Source organism: Croceitalea sp. P059 (genome assembly GCF_031846365.1).
Lineage (GTDB): Bacteria > Bacteroidota > Bacteroidia > Flavobacteriales > Flavobacteriaceae > Croceitalea > Croceitalea vernalis.
Genome location: NZ_JAVRHW010000003.1, coordinates 345,505 through 367,562, shown reverse-complemented (window position 1 = coordinate 367,562; position 22,058 = coordinate 345,505). Strand labels below are relative to the sequence as shown.

Here is a 22,058-nt window from a genome sequence, read left to right as displayed (position 1 = left end):
TATTTTACATGCATCAATTTGTTCTGGTTAAAGAATTTAAAAAACTAAAAAATTTGATTTTTCTTTTGGTTACTGATTGATTTTGCAAATCAACTTTTTACTTTAAATAAAGTATCAGTCTACTTGTGTTTTGAATAGTCTTTAAACTTAAAATTAGTTCAATAGATTGTTGTTTTGAATACTAAAACTTTTCTTCCTTATATATAAGGTATAATGAAATAAATTTAAACTATGTTGATTTAGTTAGATATTGAATGAATTTGAAGCGAGATGTTTTTAGGTAAGCATAAATTGAAAAAATAAATTTTGGTAGTCATGAATGTTTCTTTGTTTAGGTATGTTGCTTTTTGGGGATAATAGAATCCATGGTAATGAGCTACACTAAGATTTGAAACAAAAATGTATACAAAACATCGTTTTGGTGATAGGTATATAAAACTTGAGTAAATATCAACTATAAGTTAAGTTATTCGTAATCTGCAAAGTAATTCTCAAACTATTTTGAAAATAACTGCAAAGTGATTTGAATTATTCTGAAATATCACTACATTTGCAGCCCCAAAAAATGGGGTTTTTGATTTTATAACAAAGATATTAATGCCAACAATTTCACAATTAGTAAGAAAAGGAAGGGTCACAATTACCAAGAAGAGTAAATCGGCCGCTTTGGATTCTTGTCCGCAAAGAAGGGGAGTTTGTACGCGTGTTTACACTACTACACCTAAAAAGCCTAATTCAGCAATGCGTAAAGTTGCTAGGGTAAGGTTAACAAATGGTAAAGAAGTAAATGCTTACATCCCTGGAGAAGGACATAATCTCCAAGAGCACTCGATAGTATTGGTAAGAGGTGGAAGGGTAAAAGATTTGCCAGGAGTTAGATACCATATTGTTCGTGGAGCACTTGACACCGCTGGTGTTGCAGGTAGAACACAACGTAGGTCTAAATACGGTGCAAAACGCCCTAAAAAGTAATCAAAACTTTTAGTTAGAAGAGATGAGAAAAAGACAGGCAAAGAAAAGACCATTGTTACCAGACCCAAAATTTGGAGATCAATTGGTGACTCGTTTTGTAAACATGATGATGTGGGATGGAAAAAAATCCACAGCATTCAAAGTATTTTATGACGCAATTGATATTGTTGAAGAGAAAAATACTGACGAAGAAAAAACAGCTTTAGAACTTTGGAAAGATGCATTATCAAATGTAATGCCGCACGTTGAAGTAAGAAGTAGAAGGGTGGGTGGAGCAACATTTCAAATTCCAATGCAAATCCGTCCGGATAGAAAAATTTCAACCGCAATGAAATGGTTGATTCTTTATGCAAGAAAAAGAAATGAAAAATCTATGGCGCAAAAATTAGCGGCAGAGGTTTTAGCTGCTGCAAAAGAAGAAGGCGCTGCCGTCAAGAAAAGAGTTGATACTCATAAAATGGCTGAAGCAAACAAAGCATTTTCCCACTTTAGATTTTAGACACCGAAATGGCAAGAGATTTAAAATTCACTAGGAATATAGGTATTGCAGCACATATTGATGCTGGAAAGACAACAACAACAGAAAGAATATTATTCTATACTGGTGTTAGTCATAAGATAGGAGAGGTGCACGATGGTGCAGCAACTATGGACTGGATGGAGCAAGAGCAAGAACGTGGTATTACAATCACATCTGCCGCTACAACTTGTACTTGGAACTTTCCAACAGAAAATGGTAAGCCAACAGCGGATGCTAAAGGTTATCATTTTAACATAATTGATACTCCTGGACACGTTGATTTTACTGTAGAGGTTAATCGTTCACTTCGTGTTTTAGATGGTTTGGTATTCTTATTTAGCGCAGTTGATGGTGTTGAACCTCAATCTGAAACTAACTGGAGACTAGCAGATAATTACAAAGTACCTAGAATAGGTTTTGTGAATAAAATGGATCGCCAAGGATCAAATTTCTTGATGGTTTGTAAGCAAGTTAAAACAATGCTTGGTTCTAATGCAGTGCCGATTGTTTTACCGATTGGTGAGGAAGCTGACTTTAAGGGTATAGTTGATTTGGCTAAGAATAGAGCAATTGTATGGCATGAAGAAGGTTTCGGGTCTACATTTGATGTTATTGATATTCCAGAAGAAATGAAGGCTGAAGTTAAAGAGTACCGAGGTGCTTTAATTGAAGCTGTTGCTGAGTATGATGAAAAGCTTTTAGAAAAATTCTTCGAAGATGAAGATTCCATAACAGAGGAAGAGGTTCACGCTGCATTAAGAGCTGCCGTGATGGATAGAGCAATCATACCGATGATTTGTGGTTCGTCATTTAAAAATAAAGGGGTTCAATTTTTATTGGATGCCGTTTGTAGATATTTACCTTCACCTTTAGATAAAGATGATATCGTAGGTACGGATCCAGATACTGGTGCTGAATTAACTAGAAAGCCAGATGCAAAAGAACCTTTTGCAGCTTTAGCTTTTAAGATTGCTACTGATCCTTTCGTAGGTCGTTTGGCATTCTTCAGAGCTTATTCTGGACGTTTAGATGCTGGTTCGTACATACTGAATAACCGTTCTGGGAAGAAAGAGCGTATCTCTCGTATTTACCAAATGCACTCTAATAAGCAAAACGCTATCGATTTTATTGAAGCTGGAGATATTGGAGCTGCTGTAGGATTTAAGGATATTAAAACTGGAGACACTATGTCATCAGAGAAGCATCCTATTGTTTTAGAAAGTATGGACTTTCCTGACCCAGTAATTGGTATCGCTGTTGAGCCAAAGACAAAAGCCGATGTTGAAAAATTAGGTATGGCTTTAGCTAAGTTGGCGGAAGAGGACCCTACTTTTCAAGTTAAGACTGATGAAGCTTCAGGTCAAACAATAATTTCTGGTATGGGTGAGCTTCACTTAGATATTATTGTTGATCGTTTAAGACGTGAATTTAAGGTAGAGGTAAATCAAGGTGAACCTCAAGTAGAATATAAAGAAGCGCTTACTAAACTAGCCGCTCACAGAGAAACTTATAAAAAGCAATCTGGTGGTCGTGGTAAGTTTGGAGATATTGTGTTTGAAATGAGTCCTGCGGATGAAGATTTCGAAGGAACTGGTCTTCAGTTTGTTGATGAAATTAAGGGAGGGCGTATTCCAAAAGAATTTATTCCTTCAGTTGAGAAAGGTTTTGTTGCGGCAATGTTAAATGGACCGTTAGCTGGATTCGAGATGGATACTATGAAAGTGGTATTAAAAGATGGATCTTTCCACCCTGTGGATTCAGATGCTCTTTCTTTTGAACTAGCTGCTAAAATGGGTTATAAAGCTGCTGGTAAAGCGGCCGGAGCTGTTATTATGGAGCCAATCATGAAGATTGAAGTACTAACTCCAGAAGAAAACATGGGTGATATTGTAGGAGATTTGAACCGTAGAAGGGGAACGATTTCTGATATGAGTGATAGAGCAGGTTCCAAAGTAGTAAAAGGAACAGTTCCGTTATCTCAAATGTTTGGATATGTAACGTCATTAAGGACATTGTCATCTGGTAGAGCGACATCTACTATGGAATTTTCACATTATGCTGAAACTCCATCAAACATTTCTGAAGAAGTTATAAAAGCAGCTAAAGGTGTAACCGCTTAATTTGTAGAAAATGAGTCAAAAAATTAGAATAAAATTAAAGTCTTACGATCACAATTTGGTGGATAAATCTGCTGAGAAAATTGTTAAGACGGTAAAGACGACAGGTGCTGTAGTTACAGGTCCAATTCCATTACCAACGCATAAGAAAATTTTCACTGTTTTGCGTTCACCGCACGTGAACAAGAAATCAAGAGAGCAATTCCAATTAAGTTCTTACAAAAGACTTTTGGATATTTACAGTTCTTCTTCTAAAACAATTGATGCTTTAATGAAATTAGAGTTACCAAGTGGTGTAGAAGTGGAAATAAAAGTGTAAGTTTGCAGGCCCTTAGAAAAAAGGGTTACATGTCCTGAGCTGCGTGCGAAGGAAAAACGGAGAAAGAAAAATATGGGTCAGCCAGTTTTCTAGACCCTTTTTTAATGTCATTAAGTTGACAAATGAGTAAAGTAAATTATTAAATAATAAATATGTCTGGGTTAATAGGAAAGAAAATCGGCATGACCAGCATCTATGATGAAAATGGGAAGAACATTCCATGTACTGTCATTCAAGCTGGACCATGTGTGATTACCCAAGTCAGAACCGAAGAGGTAGACGGGTATAGTGCCCTTCAACTCGGTTTCGATGACAAGGCAGAAAAACGTGCAAACAAGGCTGAGTTAGGTCATGTTAAAAAGGCAGGTGCTTCTCCAAAGAAGAAAGTCGTTGAATTCCGTGATTTTGAAGGTGATTTTAAATTAGGTGACACCGTAGGTGCTGACCTTTTTAAAGAAGGAGAATTTGTTGATGTAGTAGGAACATCCAAAGGTAAAGGTTTTCAAGGTGTTGTTAAAAGACATGGCTTTGCTGGTGTTGGTCAAGCGACACATGGTCAGCATAATAGATTAAGAGCGCCTGGTTCAATTGGTGCGGCCTCATATCCTGCAAGAGTATTTAAGGGTATGAAGATGGCTGGTAGAATGGGTAGTGATAGAGTTACCGTTCAGAACTTGAAGGTATTAAAGGTTGTTGCTGAAAAGAACATTATTGTTGTTAAAGGAGCTATACCTGGTCATAAAAATGCTTACGTAACCATTGAAAAGTAAGGTAATGAAAGTAGCAGTTTTAGATATTAAAGGAAAAGATACAGGTAGAAAGGTAGAACTTTCTAAAGAAGTATTCGGAATAGAGCCAAACGAGCACGCTATTTATTTGGATGTTAAACAATATTTAGCACATCAAAGACAAGGTACTCACAAGGCTAAGGAAAGAGCAGAAATCGCTGGTAGTACCAGAAAGATTAAAAAGCAAAAAGGTACTGGTACAGCTAGGGCTGGTAGTATCAAGTCACCAATTTTTAGAGGCGGTGGTAGAATTTTTGGCCCAAGACCAAAAGATTATACCCAAAAGCTCAACAAAAACGTAAAGCGTTTAGCTCGTAAATCGGCGCTAAGTTTGAAGTCTAGCGATAAGTCCTTATTGGTCGTTGAAGACTTTAATTTTGAAGCTCCAAAAACTAAGGATTTTACAGATATTTTAAAGTCTTTAGGAATAGACGGTAAAAAATCTTTAATCGTCTTGGGTGACTCAAATAATAACGTATATTTGTCGTCGCGAAATTTGAAAGGTTCAGAAGTTGTAAAAAACTCAGAACTAAGCACTTACAAAATTTTAAACGCAAAAAGTTTAGTCTTGTTAGAGAGTGCTATAGAAGGAATTGAATCTAACCTAAGTAAATAAGTACAAGATGAGTGTGTTGATAAAGCCAATCATTACGGAAAAAATGACAGCTGATAGCGAGCTTTTTAATCGTTACGGTTTCTATGTTAACCCAAAGGCTAACAAGCTGCAGATTAAGGAAGCGGTTGAGGCAACTTATGGTGTAACAGTAGAAAAGGTTAGAACTATGAATTACGGTCCAGAACGTCGTACGCGATACACTAAGACCGGTATTCAGCATGGAAAAACGAATAGTCGTAAAAAGGCAATCGTTGATGTAACGGAAGGAGATATCATTGATTTTTACAGTAATCTATAAAGACTAGTAATGTCAGTTAGAAAATTAAAACCAATAACCCCTGGACAGCGTTTTAGAGTAGTAAATGGATTTGACGCCATAACTACTGATAAGCCGGAGAAAAGTTTACTTGCTCCGTTAAAAAAATCAGGTGGTAGAAACAGTCAAGGAAAAATGACCGTAAGCCATAGAGGTGGTGGTCACAAAAGAAGATATCGTATCATCGATTTCAAAAGAGAGAAGCAAGGGGTAACAGCCGAAGTTAAGTCTATTCAGTATGATCCGAATAGAACAGCTTTTATTGCTTTGTTGGAATATAAGGATGGTGAGAAAAGATATATCATTGCTCAGAATGGGTTGCAAGTTGGTCAGCACGTAATTGCTGGCGAAAAAGCTGCTCCTGAGATTGGAAATGCTTTGTTTTTAAGTGATATTCCTTTAGGTACAATCATATCATGTATTGAGTTGCGTCCTGGGCAAGGTGCTGTAATGGCTCGTAGTGCAGGTACTTTCGCTCAGTTGATGGCAAAGGATGGAAAATTTGTAACCATAAAAATGCCGTCTGGTGAAACTAGATTGATATTGTCTAATTGTTTGGCAACAATCGGGGCTGTATCTAATTCAGATCATCAGTTATTAGTATCAGGGAAAGCTGGTAGAAGTAGATGGTTAGGTAGAAGACCAAGAACACGACCTGTGGTAATGAATCCTGTGGATCATCCAATGGGTGGTGGTGAAGGAAAATCTTCTGGTGGACATCCAAGATCTAAAAATGGTATTCCGGCTAAAGGATTTAGAACTCGTTCTAAAACCAAAGACAGTAATAGATATATTATAGAACGTAGAAAGAAATAAAAGAAAAGCACATGGCACGTTCATTAAAAAAGGGACCTTACATTCATCATAGTTTAGAGAAGAAAGTTCAAGTTAATATTGAGTCAGGAAAGAAAACTGTTATCAAAACTTGGTCTAGAGCATCTATGATTTCACCTGATTTTGTAGGTCAAACAATAGCCGTACACAACGGAAGACAATTTGTTCCAGTTTACGTAACTGAAAACATGGTAGGTCACAAATTAGGAGAATTTTCACCAACGCGTTCTTTTAGAGGACATGCTGGTGCAAAAAATAAAGGTAAAAAGTAAGCTATGGGAGTTCGTAAAAAACAGATGGCTGAAAGAATCAAGGCAGAAAAAAAGGAGATGGCTTTTGCTAAACTTAATAACTGCCCAACTTCGCCTCGAAAAATGCGATTAGTTGCTGATTTGGTTAGAGGTAAAAATGTTGAGATGGCTTTAGCTATTTTAAGATTTAATCCAAAAGAGGCATCTAGAAAGTTGGAAAAATTACTTCTTTCTGCAATCGCTAATTGGGAAGCAAAAAACGAAGAAGCAAGTATTGAGGATGCTGATTTGTTTGTAAAAGAAATTCGTGTTGATAGTGGAACAATGTTGAAACGCTTGAGACCGGCACCACAAGGACGTGCACATAGAATTAGAAAACGTTCAAATCATGTAACAATGGTTTTGGGTGCTAACAATAATATAGAAGCTAAAGCATAATATGGGACAAAAAACCAATCCGATAGGAAATCGCTTAGGAATTATCAGAGGATGGGAATCTAACTGGTATGGTGGAAACGATTACGGAGATAAATTAGCAGAGGACGATAAAATTAGAAAGTATGTGCACGCGCGTTTGGCAAAGGCAAGTGTTTCTAGAGTTATCATCGAAAGAACATTGAAGCTTATTACAATTACTATTACTACGGCTAGACCTGGTATTATTATTGGAAAAGGTGGGCAGGAGGTTGATAAATTAAAAGAAGAGTTGAAAAAAATCACCAATAAGGAGGTTCAAATCAACATTCATGAAATCAAAAGGCCTGAAGTAGATGCTCAGTTAGTTGCAGCAAGTGTTGCAAGACAAATTGAGAGTAGAATTTCATACAGAAGAGCTATAAAAATGGCGATTGCAGCAGCGATGCGTATGAATGCGGAGGGTATTAAAATACAGATTTCAGGTCGTCTTAATGGGGCGGAAATGGCACGATCAGAATCTTATAAAGATGGTAGAATTCCACTTTCTACGTTTAGAGCGGATATTGATTATGCGTTGGTAGAAGCTCATACTACTTATGGTAGATTAGGTATTAAGGTTTGGATAATGAAGGGTGAGGTTTATGGTAAGAGAGAATTATCTCCTTTAGTTGGTTTATCAACTGGTAATAAAGGTGGTAAAAATGATGGTGGAAAAAGACAACAACGTCGAAGAAAATAATTAAGGTAAAGAAAAGGTATAATGTTACAGCCTAAAAGAACAAAATTCCGAAAAGCCCAAAAAGGGCGTATGAAAGGGCTTTCTCAAAGAGGGCATCAACTTTCAAATGGAATGTTTGGTATTAAGTCTTTAGACTCGCATTTCATTACGTCTCGTCAAATTGAAGCCGCACGTATTGCTGCGACAAGATATATGAAAAGGCAGGGTCAGTTATGGATAAAGATTTTCCCGGACAAACCTATCACTAAAAAACCTTTAGAGGTAAGAATGGGTAAAGGTAAAGGAGCTCCAGAGTATTGGGTAGCAGTTGTGAAACCAGGACGAATTATGTTCGAAATAGCTGGTGTTCCTCATGATATTGCTAAAGAAGCTTTGCGTTTAGCTGCTCAAAAGTTACCTGTTAAAACAAAATTTATCGTCGCAAGAGATTACGACGCCGCTTAAAAACTGATTACAGATGAAACAAGCAGAGATAAAAGAATTATCGGTTGAAGAGCTTCAGCAAAAACTAGTTGAAACTAAAAAGGAACATGCAGATTTAAAGGTGGCGCATTCAGTTACACCGCTAGAAAATCCGTTGCAGATAAGAAAGACCAGAAGAACGGTGGCGAGATTGGCGACAGAGTTAACTAAAAGGGAATTACAATAACGGGTTCGGCCTTATGGAAGAAACAACAACAAGAAATTTAAGAAAAGAAAGGATTGGCGTAGTAACCAGTAACAAAATGGAGAAATCTATTGTAGTGGCTGAAGTGAAGCGTGTTAAGCATCCGATGTACGGTAAGTTCGTTTTGAAGACAAAGAAGTATGTTGCTCATGATGAAAAGAATGATTGCAACGAAGGTGATACCGTAAAGATAATGGAGACTCGACCACTAAGTAAAACTAAGTGTTGGAGATTAGTTGAAATCCTTGAAAGAGCTAAATAATTATGTTACAACAAGAATCTAGATTAAAGGTTGCGGATAATACAGGTGCTAAAGAGGTGCTTACTATTCGTGTGCTTGGAGGAACAAAAAGAAGATATGCTTCTGTTGGTGATAAGATTGTAGTTACTGTAAAAGAAGCTACACCCAATGGAGGAGTAAAAAAAGGTTCAGTATCTACTGCTGTGGTTGTAAGAACAAAAAAAGAGGTAAGACGTCCTGATGGATCTTACATCCGTTTTGATGACAACGCATGTGTTTTGCTAAACCCAACTGGTGAAATGAGAGGTACAAGAGTTTTCGGACCGGTCGCCAGAGAATTGCGTGACAAGCAATTTATGAAGATTGTATCATTGGCCCCAGAGGTATTGTAATTGTACGAGAAGATGACAAAGTTAAAAATTAAAACAGGAGATACAGTTGTTATAACCGCCGGTGACCATAAAGGTACTGAAGGTAAAGTAATGCGTGTTGATGCTGAAAAGAATAAAGCTATCGTTGAAGGAGCAAATATGGTTTCTAAACATGAGAAGCCAAGTGCGAAAAACCCGCAGGGTGGTATTGTTAAAAAAGAGGCTCCAATTCATATATCTAATCTTTCTTTAGTTGATTCAAAAGGAGTGTCAACAAGAGTAGGTTATGAAATGAGAGAAGGAAAAAAAGTAAGAGTTTCTAAAAAATCTGGAGAAATAATCTAGTTATGAGTTACATTCCAAGATTAAAGCAAGAATATAAGGAACGTGTTGTAAAAGCACTTTCTGAAGAATTTGGATATAAAAATGTCATGCAAGTACCAAAGCTGCAAAAAATTGTAGTAAGCCGAGGGGTAGGTGCTGCAGTTGCTGACAAAAAACTTATCGACCATGCTGTTGATGAACTGACTATGATTACTGGTCAAAAGGCAGTATCAACAATGTCTAGAAAAGATGTTGCGGCATTTAAATTAAGAAAAGGAATGCCAATTGGTGCTAAGGTAACTCTGCGTGGTGAAAGAATGTATGAGTTTTTGGATCGTCTAATAACTAGTGCTTTACCTCGTGTTCGAGATTTTCAAGGTATTAAAGCAACTGGTTTTGATGGAAGAGGGAATTATAGTCTTGGGGTAACTGAGCAAATAATTTTTCCAGAAATTAACATCGATAAGATTAATAGAATCAACGGTATGGATATCACTTTTGTGACTTCTGCCGAAACTGATAAAGAAGCAAAATCGTTATTAACCGAACTGGGAGTTCCCTTTAAAAAGAATTAATATGGCCAAGGAATCAATGAAAGCCCGAGAAAGAAAAAGGGCAAAAACCGTAGCCAAATATGCTGAAAAGCGCAAAGCTTTAAAGGAAGCTGGCGATTACGAAGCTTTACAGAAATTACCAAAAAATGCATCTCCGGTGCGTATGCGTAACCGGTGTAAACTTACGGGTAGACCTCGTGGTTACATGAGAACTTTTGGTATTTCAAGGGTAACTTTTAGAGAGATGGCTAACCAAGGTTTAATACCGGGAGTCAAAAAAGCTAGTTGGTAAACAGAATTAAAGAGTAGTAGAAATGCTTACAGATCCAATATCAGATTATTTAACAAGAATTCGTAATGCTAGTAGAGCAGGTCATAGGGTGGTTGACATTCCTGGATCAAACTTGAAGAAGGAAATGACGAAGATTCTTTTTGACCAAGGTTATATTTTAAGCTACAAGTTTGAAGATGATTCTGTACAAGGGAATATTAAGATAGCCTTGAAATATGACAAGTTCACTAAAGAGCCAGTAATTAAAAAATTACAACGTGTTAGTAAACCAGGTCTTAGAAAGTATACAGGTTCTGAAACCTTACCTAGGGTTTTGAATGGTTTAGGCGTTGCCATTGTTTCAACTTCTCATGGAGTTATGACAAGTAAACAAGCCAAACAAGAGAATGTAGGTGGCGAGGTTTTATGTTACGTTTATTAGAGTCCAATTAAGAAAAGTTTAGATAAATGTCTAGAATAGGTAATAATCCAGTCGCAGTTCCAGAAGGAGTAACGATAGAAGTTAATGATAACCTAGTTACTGTTAAGGGAAAACATGGTGAGCTTACGCAGGAATTTTCCGGTGTTCAAGTAGCTATGGAAGATGGAAGTTTAATGGTAAAGAGACCTTCTGATTCAAAAGAGCATAAGGCAAAACATGGTCTTTATAGATCTTTGTTTTTAAACATGGTCGAAGGTGTGTCTAAAGGATGGACTAAGGAATTAGAATTGGTTGGTGTAGGTTATAGAGCAAGTAATCAAGGACAGAAGCTTGATTTGGCTCTAGGCTTTTCTCATAACATTGTTATAGATATTGCTCCTGAAGTAAAAATTGAAACAATATCTGAGAAAGGAAAAAATCCTATTGTAAAACTTACTTCTCATGACAAGCAATTGGTTGGTCAGGTAGCTGCTAAAATTAGAGCTTTCCGTAAGCCAGAACCATACAAAGGAAAAGGAATCAGGTTTGTTGGAGAACAAATTAGAAGAAAAGCAGGTAAATCAGCTTAATAAGATAGTATTATGATATTGTCAAAATCAGATAGAAAGCTTCGAATTAGAAGGAGAATAAGAAAAGTTTCTTTCGGAACAGCAACTAAACCAAGGTTGTCTGTATTTCGTAGCAACAAGGAAATATATGCTCAGTTGATAGATGATAATAGTGGAAACACATTAGCATCAGCATCTTCAAGGGATAAAAGTGTAGATGCCAAAGGGACTAAAACTGAAATTGCAAACGCTGTAGGTAAAGCAATTGCGGAAAAAGCTAAAAGTGCCGGTATTGAAACAGTTTCTTTTGATAGAGGAGGCAACTTATATCACGGTAGAGTAAAATCGTTGGCAGAAGGTGCCAGAGAAGCGGGACTTAAATTCTAAATCATATGTACCAGAATTATAAAAATGTAGAAATCGTTAAACCAGGTGGTTTAGATTTAAAAGATCGCTTAGTTGGCGTCCAAAGAGTAACCAAAGTAACTAAGGGTGGTAGAGCTTTTGGTTTCTCAGCTATAGTAGTTGTAGGTGACGAAAATGGAGTAGTTGGTCATGGTTTAGGTAAATCAAAGGAAGTTGCTACTGCAATTGCAAAAGCAATTGAAGATGCAAAGAAAAATTTAGTAAGAATACCTTTGAACAAAGCCACTTTACCACATGAACAAAAAGGTAAGTTCGGTGGCGCTAGAGTTTTTATTAAACCAGCCTCACAAGGTACAGGAGTTATTGCAGGTGGAGCAGTGCGTGCAGTGTTAGAAGCAGTTGGAGTACATGACGTACTTTCAAAATCACAGGGTTCTTCTAATCCGCATAATGTTGTAAAAGCAACCTTTGATGCTTTATTACAATTGAGAGATGCTGGTACAGTTGCCAAACAAAGAGGCATTAGTTTAGAAAAAGTATTTAAAGGATAAAGAATAATGGCGAAGATTAAAGTAAAACAATTGAAAAGTGCCATTAAGAGACCTCAGAATCAAAAGAGGACTCTTGAAGCTTTGGGACTAAAGAAAATTGGTCAAGTAGTTGAGCATGAAACTACGCCAAATATTCTTGGAATGATAAAGAAAGTTGAACACTTGGTTTCCACGGAGGAAGCTTAAAGAAATTATAGAAATGGATTTAAGTAATTTAAAACCAGCAGAAGGAGCAGTAAATCGCGATGGAAAACGCCTTGGAAGAGGACAGGGTTCTGGTAAAGGTGGTACTGCAGCAAGAGGACATAAGGGAGCTAAGTCAAGATCCGGTTACTCTAAGAAAATTGGGTTTGAAGGTGGTCAAATGCCTTTACAAAGACGTGTTCCAAAGTTTGGTTTCAAAAATATCAATCGTAAGGAATATCAAGGGGTTAACTTGGATAAGTTACAGAACTTGGTTGATAAAAAAGTAGTAAAAGGAGAAATTACTTTTGATACTTTAGTGGAGAACAGATTGGTAAGACAAAACGAATTGGTTAAGATTTTAGGTGGTGGCGAATTAAAAGCCAAGCTTAAGGTTTCAGCACATAAATTTACTGCAACTGCGAAGTCAGCGATTGAAGCGGCTGGAGGCGAAGCAATAAGTTTATAACAAGAGTATATTATGAAGAAATTTATTGATACCGTATCCAATATTTGGAAAATTGAAGAACTGAGACAGCGTATTTTAATAACGCTTGTTCTATTGTTGGTTTATCGTTTTGGTGCCCAAGTAGTTCTTCCAGGTATTGATACAACGCAATTAGCTAATTTATCAGCTAATGCCGGAGATGGAATTTTAGGAATATTAAATGCTTTTACTGGAGGTGCGTTTGCAAATGCTTCCGTTTTTGCTTTGGGTATTATGCCTTACATCTCTGCATCGATAGTCGTACAGTTAATGAGTATTGCAATACCTTATCTTCAAAAATTAGATAAAGAAGGAGAAAGCGGTAGAAAAACTAAAAACCAGATAACACGTTGGTTAACAATAGCTATTTGTATTGTTCAAGCTCCGGCCTATTTATATGGTTTAGGTGCTTTGGGCGTTCCTGACAGTGCTTTTGTCCTCGGTAAAGGCTTGAATTTTATTGTGCCAGCTGTAATTATTTTAGTAACCGGTTGTGTTTTTGCAATGTGGTTGGGTGAAAAAATTACGGATAAAGGTATTGGTAATGGTATTTCGTTATTAATTATGATTGGTATCATAGCGACTATGCCGCAATCATTTGTTCAAGAGTTTATTTCAAGAACTACAAATAATACAGGAGGTTTAATGTTTATCTTGATTGAGGTAATCATCTGGTTCTTGGTTATTTTAGCTAGTGTACTTTTAGTTATGGCAACAAGACAGATTCCTGTTCAATATGCAAGAAGAACAGCTTCTGGTGGGTATGAAAAAAATGTTATGGGCTCAAGACAGTACATTCCATTAAAATTAAACGCCTCAGGAGTTATGCCAATTATCTTTGCCCAGGCAATCATGTTTGCACCTAGTTTGATAGGTAGAACTTTTAATGATACTGCGATAGGCCAATGGATGGAAGTTCAATTTGCTGATATATTCGGTTTGGCTTATAATATTTTGTTTGCGGTATTGATTATCATATTCACATATTTTTATACGGCGATTACGGTTCCAACCAATAAAATGGCTGATGATTTAAAAAGAAGTGGTGGATTTATTCCAGGTATTAGACCTGGTAAAGAAACAGGTGATTATTTGGATAAAATCATGTCATTGATAACATTTCCGGGGTCAGTATTTTTAGCATTATTAGCTGTACTGCCTGCGATTGTAGTAAAATTGATGGATGTTCAGGCAGGTTGGGCATTGTTTTATGGAGGTACATCACTACTGATTATGGTAGGTGTTGCAATAGATACGGTTCAACAAGTGAACTCATATTTACTGAATAGACATTATGACGGGTTAATGAAATCCGGTAAAAATAGAAAAGTAGCATAATTTATGGCAAAGCAGCCAGCAATAGAACAAGATGGATCAATTATCGAAGCATTGTCAAATGCAATGTTTCGTGTTGAATTAGAAAACGGTCACGTGGTAACTGCCCATATTTCAGGAAAGATGCGTATGCATTACATAAAGCTTCTCCCTGGTGATAAGGTAAAACTTGAAATGAGTCCGTACGATTTGACTAAAGCAAGAATTACATATAGATACTAAGATGAAAGTTAGAGCATCAATAAAGAAAAGAAGTGCTGACTGCAAGATTGTTCGCAGAAAAGGCAGATTATACGTAATCAACAAAAAGAATCCTAGATTTAAACAAAGACAAGGGTAATTATGGCAAGAATTGCAGGGGTAGATATCCCAAAACAAAAGCGAGGTGTAATTTCACTTACCTATATCTTCGGAATTGGTAGAAGTCGTGCTAAAGAAATATTGACAGTTGCCGGTGTTAGTGAAGACACAAAGGTCTCTGATTGGAACGATGATGAAATTGGTAAGATACGAGACGCTGTAGCGTCATATACTATTGAAGGTGAACTTCGTTCAGAAACTCAGTTGAACATTAAGCGATTAATGGATATTGGTTGTTACAGAGGAATTCGTCATAGAACAGGGTTACCATTAAGAGGTCAAAGAACTAAGAATAACTCTAGGACTAGAAAAGGGAAACGTAAGACAGTTGCTAACAAGAAGAAGGCAACTAAATAATAATTAAGATTATAGTATTTAGTCTTTAGACGTTGGAAGGAATCTGTTTGAAATTATAAAGGTTTAGGATTCTAGCGACTATCAACTAACAACTAAACACTAGAAGTTATGGCAAAAGCAAGTACAAAAACGGCAAAAAAGCGTAAAGTAGTAGTTGATTCGAATGGAGAAGCTCATATTACTGCTTCGTTTAATAATATCATCATTTCTTTGACAAATAAAAAAGGAGATGTAATTTCTTGGTCTTCAGCAGGAAAGCTGGGCTTTAGAGGTTCAAAAAAGAATACTCCTTATGCTGCTCAAGTTGCAGCGGAAGATTGTGCAAAAGTTGCGCATGAAGCCGGTCTAAGAAAAGTAAAGGTCTATGTTAAAGGACCAGGTAATGGTCGTGAGTCGGCTATTAGAGCTATTCACAATTCAGGTATTGAGGTAACTGAGATTATCGATGTTACACCAATGCCACATAATGGATGTAGACCTCCAAAAAGAAGAAGAGTATAATTTTAAATAATGGTTCGCCAAAAGGCGAATTTTCACCTGAAGGTGTACTGAAGATTATCGAAGGATAAGCCTTAATTCATAATCACACTTTCATAAACTTAGAAAATGGCAAGATATACAGGACCAAAATCAAAAATCGCTCGTAAGTTCGGCGAAGCAATTTTCGGAGACGATAAAGCCTTTGAAAAAAAGAATTACCCTCCAGGACAACACGGTAATAACCGTCGTAGAGGTAAAAAGTCTGAATATGCTATCCAATTAATGGAGAAGCAAAAGGCGAAATATACTTATGGTATTTTAGAAAAACAGTTTAGAAACTTGTTTGCAGCTGCTAAAAGAAAAGAAGGCGTTGCTGGTGAAGTTCTTTTACAGTTATGTGAATCTCGTCTAGACAATGTGGTATATAGAATGGGTCTTTCTCCAACAAGAAGTGGAGCAAGACAATTAGTTTCTCATAGACACATCACAGTTAATGGTAATTTGGTAAATATTCCATCTTATTCTTTAAAAGCTGGTGACGTAGTAGGTGTGCGTGAGAAATCTAAGTCTGTTCAAGCGATTAACGACTCTATTGCAAATAATAGCAGTGTGTATGAATGGATTACATGGAATAACGAAAAGAAGGAGGGTACTTTTGTTGCCATTCCTGAAAGGTTACAAATTCCTGAGAACATTAAAGAGCAGTTAATCGTCGAGTTATATTCTAAATAAAAACAACACTAATCCAATTATGGCATTACTTAATTTTCAGAAGCCCGATAAAGTTATAATGATAGACTCGACAGATTTCGAGGGAAAATTTGAATTTCGTCCCTTGGAACCTGGCTATGGATTGACTGTTGGGAACGCATTACGTAGAGTACTACTTTCTTCATTAGAAGGTTTTGCAATTACATCGGTTAGAATTGACGGTGTTGAACACGAGTTTTCAGTTATTCCTGGCGTGGTCGAAGACGTTACCGAAATGATACTTAATTTAAAACAAGTTCGTTTCAAAAGACAAATTGATGATGTTGAAAGTGAAACTGTTTCTGTTTCTGTAAGCGGAAAAGAGCAGTTAACTGCAGGTGATTTCCAAAAGTTTATATCAGGATACCAAGTATTAAATCCTGATTTGGTTATTTGTAATATGGATCCTAAAGTTTCGGTAAACCTTGAGGTTATAATCGAAAAAGGTCGAGGTTATGTTCCTGCTGAAGAAAATAAAAAATCAAACGCTCCCATTGGAAGTATTGCAGTTGATTCTGTCTACACGCCAGTAAAGAACGTTAAGTATAGTATTGAGAACTTTAGAGTTGAGCAAAAAACTGATTACGAAAAATTAGTTTTTGAAATCGTTACAGACGGTTCTATTCATCCAAAAGATGCTTTAACCGAAGCGGCTAAAGTTTTAATTCACCACTTTATGTTATTCTCAGATGAGCGTATCACTCTTGAAGCTGATGAAATTGCTCAAACTGAGACTTATGATGAAGAGTCTTTGCACATGAGACAGCTATTGAAAACCAAATTGGTTGATATGGATTTATCAGTACGTGCATTGAATTGTTTGAAAGCTGCTGAAGTAGACACCTTAGGTGATTTGGTTTCTTTCAACAAAAATGATTTGATGAAGTTTAGAAACTTTGGTAAGAAATCATTAACTGAATTGGAAGAATTGGTTATCAACAAAGGACTTCAATTTGGAATGGATTTAGCCAAGTATAAATTAGATAAAGATTAATTAATCATATTTTGCTCCTCGAAAAGCGAGTTTAGTAGCAAGATGATAAAACATTACAATGAGACACGGAAAGAAATTTAATCATTTAGGAAGAACAGCTGCTCATAGAAAGGCGATGTTAGCTAATATGGCATGTTCACTAATTGAGCATAAAAGAATCAATACTACTGTTGCTAAGGCCAAAGCTTTAAAACAGTTTGTTGAACCGTTAATTACAAAATCTAAAGCTGAAAACAATAAAACTGCTGACAAAGGAACTCACAATCGTAGAATCGTTTTTAGTAGTTTAAGAAACAAGCATGCAGTAACTGAACTTTTCGGTGAGGTTGCTGACAAGATTGGAGACAGACCTGGCGGTTACACTAGAATTATCAAGTTAGGAAACAGACTTGGTGATAATGCTGATATGGCGATGATCGAACTAGTTGATTTCAATGAGCTGTATAATGCAGATAAGCCAGCTAAGAAAACAACACGTCGAAGTAGACGAGGTGGGACTAAAAAAGTAGAGACAGCCCCAGTCGCTGAAACTAAGGTTGATGACTCAGAAGAATAGTATGTTAATTACTAGTTGAAAATAGATTGAAGGATACGTTAAAACGTATCCTTTTTTTATGTTTTTTTGTGAAATTTTATTTTGGAAATGAAGTATCAAATAAGAAAGAAGGCACTAGTCCTATTAGAAGATGGAACAATCTTTTATGGTAAGGCCGTTGGAGAAAGAGAAGGATCAGCTTTTGGAGAAGTATGTTTCAATACTGGAATGACCGGGTATCAAGAAATTTTTACAGACCCTTCTTATTATGGTCAATTAATGGTGGCTACCAATGCACATATTGGAAATTATGGCACCAATGCTGAAGAAGTGGAATCTGATTCCATTAAAATAGCTGGTTTGATTGTCAAGAACTTTAGTTATAACTATTCTCGACCAAGTGCAGATTTGAGTCTTCTCGAATTTTTGGAAAATAATAATTTAATTGCAATATCAGATGTTGACACTCGTGCTTTAGTAAGTTATATTAGAGATAATGGGGCAATGAATGCAGTAATATCTACAAGAGTAGACGAAATTGAAGCCTTAAAAACAGAATTGAAGCAAGTGCCAAGTATGAAAGGTTTAGAACTCGCTTCTAAAGTTTCAACCAAAGAACCATACGTATATGGGGATGAAAATGCTGACTTTAAGATTTCGGCTTTAGATATTGGTATAAAAAAGAACATCTTGAGAAATCTCGCAAAACGCGGGGCTTGTATTAAAGTTTTTCCATTTGATGCTACAAAGGCACAAATGGCAGAATGGAACCCAGATGGTTATTTTATTTCCAATGGTCCTGGTGATCCGGAACCACTAACCGCTGCAATAGCGACTACTAAAGAAATACTAAAATTAAATAAACCAATGTTTGGTATATGTTTAGGGCACCAAGTATTGGCATTAGCCAATGGTGTTTCCACCTACAAAATGCACAACGGGCACCGTGGTATCAACCACCCTATTTTGAACTTACTAACTGGTAAAGGTGAAATCACTTCTCAAAATCATGGGTTTGCAGTAAATAGGGAAGAAGCAGAGGCTCATCCAGATTTAGAAATAACCCACACACACTTAAACGACCAAACAGTAGCAGGAATCAAGATGAAATATAAGAATGTGTTTTCTGTTCAGTATCATCCAGAAGCAAGCCCTGGACCACATGATGCAGATTATCTTTTTGATGAATTCTTTGAAGCTATCAAAGCAAGCGCTAACTAAAACGTTATAGTTTATCTTTTAGTTATTTTTCTAGGTTTTATGGATGATTTCATGAACTTAAAAAGGCATGCTTTTGTATCTTCGTCGAATTAATTTTCAACCGTAAATAAGTAAATATGAGCATTATTATTAATATTCATGCAAGGCAAATTTTAGATTCAAGAGGAAATCCAACTGTTGAAGTTGATGTAGTTACGGAAAGTGGTGTTTTAGGTCGTGCTGCTGTTCCATCTGGCGCTTCAACTGGTGAGCATGAAGCTGTAGAACTTCGTGATGGTGGAGATTCATTCATGGGTAAAGGAGTAGGTAAGGCAGTAAATAATGTAAACTCTATTATAGCAGAAGAACTTGTAGGTGTTTCAGTATTTGAACAAAATTATATTGACCAAACCATGATTGATTTAGATGGTACTCCAAACAAATCAAAACTAGGTGCTAACGCAATTTTAGGAGTTTCTTTGGCAGTTGCCAAAGCGGCAGCTGAGGAATTAGCAATGCCTTTGTATCGTTATGTAGGTGGAGTAAGCGCAAATACTTTACCTGTTCCAATGATGAATATAATTAACGGAGGTTCACATTCAGATGCTCCAATCGCTTTTCAAGAATTTATGGTTATGCCAGTCAAGGCAAAAGATTTTAGCCATGCGATGCAAATGGGAACTGAAATTTTTCATAACCTTAAAAAGGTTTTACATGATAGAGGTTTAAGCACTGCAGTAGGTGATGAAGGTGGTTTTGCTCCTAATTTAGCTGGTGGTACTGAAGATGCTCTTGACACGATTGCTAAAGCTGTTGATAAAGCAGGTTATAAATTGGGCGATGATATCATGATAGCATTAGATTGCGCTGCGGCGGAATTTTATGTTGATGGAAAATATGATTATACGAAATTTGAAGGAGAAAAGGGTCAAGTGCGCACATCAGAAGAACAAGCGCAATATCTTGCTGATTTATGCGAAAAATATCCTATAATTTCTGTTGAAGATGGAATGGACGAAAATGACTGGGATGGTTGGAAATTATTGACTGAAAAAGTTGGTAATAAGGTTCAACTTGTTGGAGATGATTTATTTGTTACTAATGTCGAAAGACTCAGTCGAGGAATCGAAAATGGTATAGCTAATTCAATTTTGATTAAAGTTAATCAAATAGGTACATTAACGGAGACAATATCTGCAGTTAATATGGCGAAAAATGCAGGATACACTTCAGTAATGTCTCATCGTTCAGGAGAAACTGAAGATAATACTATTGCAGATTTGGCAGTTGCACTTAACACTGGTCAAATAAAGACAGGTTCTGCTTCTCGTAGTGACCGTATGGCAAAGTATAATCAGTTATTACGAATTGAAGAAGAACTAGGTGGTGTTGCGTATTATCCACAAGAAAAAGCCTTTAAGATTAAATAATACATAACTTTTTTTTAGCATAGAAAAGAGCCTTTCTTTAATTAGAAAGGCTTTTTTTTGCGCTGTTTTAAACGTATATTATTAGTCTTAAATATTGTTTTTAATGAATAACTTTTTATTTGCAGCCGCAGAAAATGATGCAATTGCCTATTGTAAGGCTGGAGGTATGGGCGATGTGGTAAGAGATGTGCCAAGGCAAATAGCTGAAAAAGGCGATGTTACGCATATTGTTGTTCCTTCTTATGGTAGACTACATCAAAAAGGAATCCTGGTAACAACTTTAAATTTTGAACTTAGAGGCTTAACCTATACGGCAGAATTATATGAAGTTGTACCTAAAAAAACAATCAAAAATATTCATCACTATGTCATTCATCATCCCGAAATAGAAGCTGGTGGTATTGCACATATTTATCACGATGACCCTGAAGAACCGTTTTTTACTGACGCAATAAAATATTTTATTTTTTGCACAGCTGTTGCTGAGGCTGTAAAACGCAATGCTTTCGGCGAATTAGATGTGATTCATCTTCATGATTGGCATTCTAGTTTATTACTTTTTTTAAGAGAGTACGATTTGGCATATGAAAATCTAAAAAAAATTAGGTTCATTTATAGTATTCATAATCTTGCAATTCAAGGTATTCGTCCTTTTGAAGATAATTATTCCTCATTAGACAATTGGTTTCCTCATATTAGGTATGATCGAGAAAGTCTACAAGACTATAGATACACTGATTGTATAAACCTTATGGCGGTTGGTATTCGTTTTGCAGACGCCGTTCACACCGTTTCTCCATCATACAAAAAAGACGTAATGTTACCTAGTTCACCACCTGAATTTATTGGAGGAGAAGGCTTAGAGTTAGATTTACAATTAGCTAATAAAGAAAAAAGGTTGTTTGGTATTCTGAATGGTTGTAATTATAAAAATATAAATGTAGAGGTAAAAGGGCAGATTTATCGCAATACTGTAAAAGCACTTTTTAGATGGCTTCAAGAAGAATCAAAAAAGTATAAGGCTGACTTTTTAGCTCATACTGGAGAGAAAACTATGAATTATGTCGGCAATAGGCCTAAGTTTATTGTATCTAGTGTAGCTCGTTTAACGGAACAAAAATTTTACTTTTTTAAACGCTCTCCAGAGGCATTTGTGGCAATTTTGAATAAGCTTGAGAAAGTTGATGGTATTTTTATGTTATTAGGCACAGGTGCGCCTGAATATGAAGAACTATTTAGAAACATGAGTTATAAGCATAAGAACTTCATCTTTACGAACGGCCAATCCGAAAGTCTTATTGACTCAATGTATCTAGAGTCAGATCTGTATTTTATGCCAAGTCTTTTTGAACCATGTGGTATTAGTCAAATGCTTTCAATGCGCAATGGAAACCCTTGTTTAGTTCATCATACGGGTGGATTAATAGATACTGTAAAACATATGAAAACTGGTTTCGGGTTTGATGGTAAAACCTATGATGAAAAGATTGCAAATATGCTGACATCATTCGATGTGGCTTTAGACATATTTGTTAATGATAAACCTACTTGGAATAAAATTCAATCAAACGCAAAAAAGGCAAGGTTCACCTGGGAAAAATCTGTGAAGAAGTACTACGACTTATTGTATAAATTGTAGGTTATTTTCACTTATGTTTCAATTTTGTTAAGAATAATCCAATATTGTATTTTAAATTGTTAATACCTTTCATTTTTCGTAAAT

Annotated in this window: 35 protein-coding genes; all 35 read left to right on the top strand. The window is 36.2% G+C overall.

The genetic code is table 11. The features are described from left to right. Window positions 1-597 precede the first annotated feature (597 nt). Window positions 598-972 carry a 30S ribosomal protein S12 gene (rpsL, locus tag RM542_RS11885; protein ID WP_031445118.1) on the top strand — a complete coding sequence of 125 codons (375 nt, stop codon included), beginning with the start codon at window positions 598-600 and terminating at the stop codon, window positions 970-972. A 22-nt stretch (window positions 973-994) separates the two neighbouring features. Then, the gene (rpsG, locus tag RM542_RS11880) at window positions 995-1,471 is read left to right on the top strand and encodes a 30S ribosomal protein S7 (protein WP_311385963.1); all 477 of its coding nucleotides are present in this window, start codon (window positions 995-997) and stop codon (window positions 1,469-1,471) included. Between the two features lie 8 nt (window positions 1,472-1,479). Continuing rightward, window positions 1,480-3,612: an elongation factor G gene (fusA, locus tag RM542_RS11875; protein ID WP_311385962.1), complete on the top strand. Its 2,133-nt coding sequence runs from the start codon at window positions 1,480-1,482 to the stop codon at window positions 3,610-3,612. A gap of 10 nt (window positions 3,613-3,622) precedes the next feature. Continuing rightward, window positions 3,623-3,928, top strand: coding sequence for a 30S ribosomal protein S10 (gene rpsJ / locus RM542_RS11870; protein ID WP_007094989.1), 306 nt, complete (start codon window positions 3,623-3,625; stop codon window positions 3,926-3,928). 152 nt (window positions 3,929-4,080) lie between these two features. Continuing rightward, entirely contained in the window at window positions 4,081-4,698 is a 618-nt protein-coding gene (gene rplC, locus RM542_RS11865) for a 50S ribosomal protein L3 (RefSeq protein ID WP_311385961.1), read from the top strand. A 4-nt stretch (window positions 4,699-4,702) separates the two neighbouring features. Beyond that, entirely contained in the window at window positions 4,703-5,332 is a 630-nt protein-coding gene (rplD, locus tag RM542_RS11860) for a 50S ribosomal protein L4 (protein ID WP_311385960.1), read from the top strand. 7 nt (window positions 5,333-5,339) lie between these two features. Further along, window positions 5,340-5,630 carry a 50S ribosomal protein L23 gene (gene rplW / locus RM542_RS11855; RefSeq protein ID WP_311385959.1) on the top strand — a complete coding sequence of 97 codons (291 nt, stop codon included), beginning with the start codon at window positions 5,340-5,342 and terminating at the stop codon, window positions 5,628-5,630. Between the two features lie 9 nt (window positions 5,631-5,639). After that, on the top strand, window positions 5,640-6,464 hold the full coding sequence (gene rplB / locus RM542_RS11850; RefSeq protein WP_311385958.1) for a 50S ribosomal protein L2: 825 nt from the start codon (window positions 5,640-5,642) through the stop codon (window positions 6,462-6,464). Between the two features lie 11 nt (window positions 6,465-6,475). Then, window positions 6,476-6,754: a 30S ribosomal protein S19 gene (gene rpsS, locus RM542_RS11845; protein WP_311385957.1), complete on the top strand. Its 279-nt coding sequence runs from the start codon at window positions 6,476-6,478 to the stop codon at window positions 6,752-6,754. Window positions 6,755-6,757: 3 nt separating this feature from the next. Beyond that, window positions 6,758-7,171: a 50S ribosomal protein L22 gene (gene rplV, locus RM542_RS11840; protein WP_311385956.1), complete on the top strand. Its 414-nt coding sequence runs from the start codon at window positions 6,758-6,760 to the stop codon at window positions 7,169-7,171. Between the two features lies 1 nt (window position 7,172). Beyond that, the gene (gene rpsC, locus RM542_RS11835; RefSeq protein WP_311385955.1) at window positions 7,173-7,889 is read left to right on the top strand and encodes a 30S ribosomal protein S3; all 717 of its coding nucleotides are present in this window, start codon (window positions 7,173-7,175) and stop codon (window positions 7,887-7,889) included. Between the two features lie 21 nt (window positions 7,890-7,910). Next, on the top strand, window positions 7,911-8,333 hold the full coding sequence (gene rplP / locus RM542_RS11830; protein ID WP_311385954.1) for a 50S ribosomal protein L16: 423 nt from the start codon (window positions 7,911-7,913) through the stop codon (window positions 8,331-8,333). 13 nt (window positions 8,334-8,346) lie between these two features. Further along, window positions 8,347-8,538, top strand: a complete 192-nt coding sequence (rpmC, locus tag RM542_RS11825; RefSeq protein ID WP_311385953.1) for a 50S ribosomal protein L29 — start codon at window positions 8,347-8,349, stop codon at window positions 8,536-8,538. Between the two features lie 13 nt (window positions 8,539-8,551). Continuing rightward, the gene (gene rpsQ / locus RM542_RS11820) at window positions 8,552-8,818 is read left to right on the top strand and encodes a 30S ribosomal protein S17 (protein ID WP_311385952.1); all 267 of its coding nucleotides are present in this window, start codon (window positions 8,552-8,554) and stop codon (window positions 8,816-8,818) included. Between the two features lie 2 nt (window positions 8,819-8,820). After that, the gene (gene rplN, locus RM542_RS11815; RefSeq protein ID WP_311385951.1) at window positions 8,821-9,189 is read left to right on the top strand and encodes a 50S ribosomal protein L14; all 369 of its coding nucleotides are present in this window, start codon (window positions 8,821-8,823) and stop codon (window positions 9,187-9,189) included. A 12-nt stretch (window positions 9,190-9,201) separates the two neighbouring features. Beyond that, window positions 9,202-9,513, top strand: a complete 312-nt coding sequence (gene rplX / locus RM542_RS11810; protein WP_311385950.1) for a 50S ribosomal protein L24 — start codon at window positions 9,202-9,204, stop codon at window positions 9,511-9,513. Window positions 9,514-9,515: 2 nt separating this feature from the next. After that, window positions 9,516-10,067 carry a 50S ribosomal protein L5 gene (rplE, locus tag RM542_RS11805; protein ID WP_311385949.1) on the top strand — a complete coding sequence of 184 codons (552 nt, stop codon included), beginning with the start codon at window positions 9,516-9,518 and terminating at the stop codon, window positions 10,065-10,067. Window position 10,068: 1 nt separating this feature from the next. Continuing rightward, window positions 10,069-10,338 (top strand): 30S ribosomal protein S14, encoded by a 270-nt coding sequence (gene rpsN, locus RM542_RS11800; protein ID WP_185783410.1) that lies wholly within the window; start codon window positions 10,069-10,071, stop codon window positions 10,336-10,338. Window positions 10,339-10,360: 22 nt separating this feature from the next. Further along, window positions 10,361-10,759 carry a 30S ribosomal protein S8 gene (gene rpsH, locus RM542_RS11795; RefSeq protein WP_311385948.1) on the top strand — a complete coding sequence of 133 codons (399 nt, stop codon included), beginning with the start codon at window positions 10,361-10,363 and terminating at the stop codon, window positions 10,757-10,759. A gap of 26 nt (window positions 10,760-10,785) precedes the next feature. After that, on the top strand, window positions 10,786-11,328 hold the full coding sequence (gene rplF / locus RM542_RS11790) for a 50S ribosomal protein L6 (RefSeq protein ID WP_311385947.1): 543 nt from the start codon (window positions 10,786-10,788) through the stop codon (window positions 11,326-11,328). 12 nt (window positions 11,329-11,340) lie between these two features. Then, a complete protein-coding gene (rplR, locus tag RM542_RS11785) occupies window positions 11,341-11,694 on the top strand; it encodes a 50S ribosomal protein L18 (protein WP_311385946.1) in 354 nt (117 codons plus the stop codon). Window positions 11,695-11,699: 5 nt separating this feature from the next. After that, complete coding sequence (rpsE, locus tag RM542_RS11780) at window positions 11,700-12,224, top strand: 30S ribosomal protein S5 (RefSeq protein WP_311385945.1); 525 nt, start codon at window positions 11,700-11,702, stop codon at window positions 12,222-12,224. A gap of 6 nt (window positions 12,225-12,230) precedes the next feature. Continuing rightward, window positions 12,231-12,410 (top strand): 50S ribosomal protein L30, encoded by a 180-nt coding sequence (gene rpmD, locus RM542_RS11775; RefSeq protein ID WP_311352222.1) that lies wholly within the window; start codon window positions 12,231-12,233, stop codon window positions 12,408-12,410. 13 nt (window positions 12,411-12,423) lie between these two features. After that, window positions 12,424-12,876, top strand: coding sequence for a 50S ribosomal protein L15 (gene rplO, locus RM542_RS11770; protein WP_311385944.1), 453 nt, complete (start codon window positions 12,424-12,426; stop codon window positions 12,874-12,876). Between the two features lie 12 nt (window positions 12,877-12,888). Further along, complete coding sequence (gene secY / locus RM542_RS11765; RefSeq protein ID WP_311385943.1) at window positions 12,889-14,232, top strand: preprotein translocase subunit SecY; 1,344 nt, start codon at window positions 12,889-12,891, stop codon at window positions 14,230-14,232. A 3-nt stretch (window positions 14,233-14,235) separates the two neighbouring features. Further along, on the top strand, window positions 14,236-14,451 hold the full coding sequence (infA, locus tag RM542_RS11760; RefSeq protein ID WP_008613577.1) for a translation initiation factor IF-1: 216 nt from the start codon (window positions 14,236-14,238) through the stop codon (window positions 14,449-14,451). Window position 14,452: 1 nt separating this feature from the next. Then, a complete protein-coding gene (ykgO, locus tag RM542_RS11755; protein WP_010519235.1) occupies window positions 14,453-14,569 on the top strand; it encodes a type B 50S ribosomal protein L36 in 117 nt (38 codons plus the stop codon). Window positions 14,570-14,571: 2 nt separating this feature from the next. Continuing rightward, on the top strand, window positions 14,572-14,946 hold the full coding sequence (rpsM, locus tag RM542_RS11750) for a 30S ribosomal protein S13 (RefSeq protein WP_311385942.1): 375 nt from the start codon (window positions 14,572-14,574) through the stop codon (window positions 14,944-14,946). Window positions 14,947-15,054: 108 nt separating this feature from the next. Continuing rightward, window positions 15,055-15,447 carry a 30S ribosomal protein S11 gene (gene rpsK / locus RM542_RS11745; protein WP_311385941.1) on the top strand — a complete coding sequence of 131 codons (393 nt, stop codon included), beginning with the start codon at window positions 15,055-15,057 and terminating at the stop codon, window positions 15,445-15,447. Between the two features lie 105 nt (window positions 15,448-15,552). After that, window positions 15,553-16,158, top strand: coding sequence for a 30S ribosomal protein S4 (gene rpsD / locus RM542_RS11740; protein ID WP_311385940.1), 606 nt, complete (start codon window positions 15,553-15,555; stop codon window positions 16,156-16,158). Between the two features lie 19 nt (window positions 16,159-16,177). Continuing rightward, window positions 16,178-17,170, top strand: a complete 993-nt coding sequence (locus RM542_RS11735) for a DNA-directed RNA polymerase subunit alpha (RefSeq protein WP_311385939.1) — start codon at window positions 16,178-16,180, stop codon at window positions 17,168-17,170. Window positions 17,171-17,228: 58 nt separating this feature from the next. Next, window positions 17,229-17,726 (top strand): 50S ribosomal protein L17, encoded by a 498-nt coding sequence (rplQ, locus tag RM542_RS11730; protein ID WP_311385938.1) that lies wholly within the window; start codon window positions 17,229-17,231, stop codon window positions 17,724-17,726. Window positions 17,727-17,813: 87 nt separating this feature from the next. Beyond that, a complete protein-coding gene (gene carA / locus RM542_RS11725) occupies window positions 17,814-18,926 on the top strand; it encodes a glutamine-hydrolyzing carbamoyl-phosphate synthase small subunit (protein ID WP_311385937.1) in 1,113 nt (370 codons plus the stop codon). A 116-nt stretch (window positions 18,927-19,042) separates the two neighbouring features. Further along, window positions 19,043-20,335, top strand: coding sequence for a phosphopyruvate hydratase (gene eno, locus RM542_RS11720; protein WP_311385936.1), 1,293 nt, complete (start codon window positions 19,043-19,045; stop codon window positions 20,333-20,335). Window positions 20,336-20,438: 103 nt separating this feature from the next. Then, complete coding sequence (locus tag RM542_RS11715; protein ID WP_311385935.1) at window positions 20,439-21,974, top strand: glycogen/starch synthase; 1,536 nt, start codon at window positions 20,439-20,441, stop codon at window positions 21,972-21,974. Window positions 21,975-22,058 lie beyond the last annotated feature (84 nt).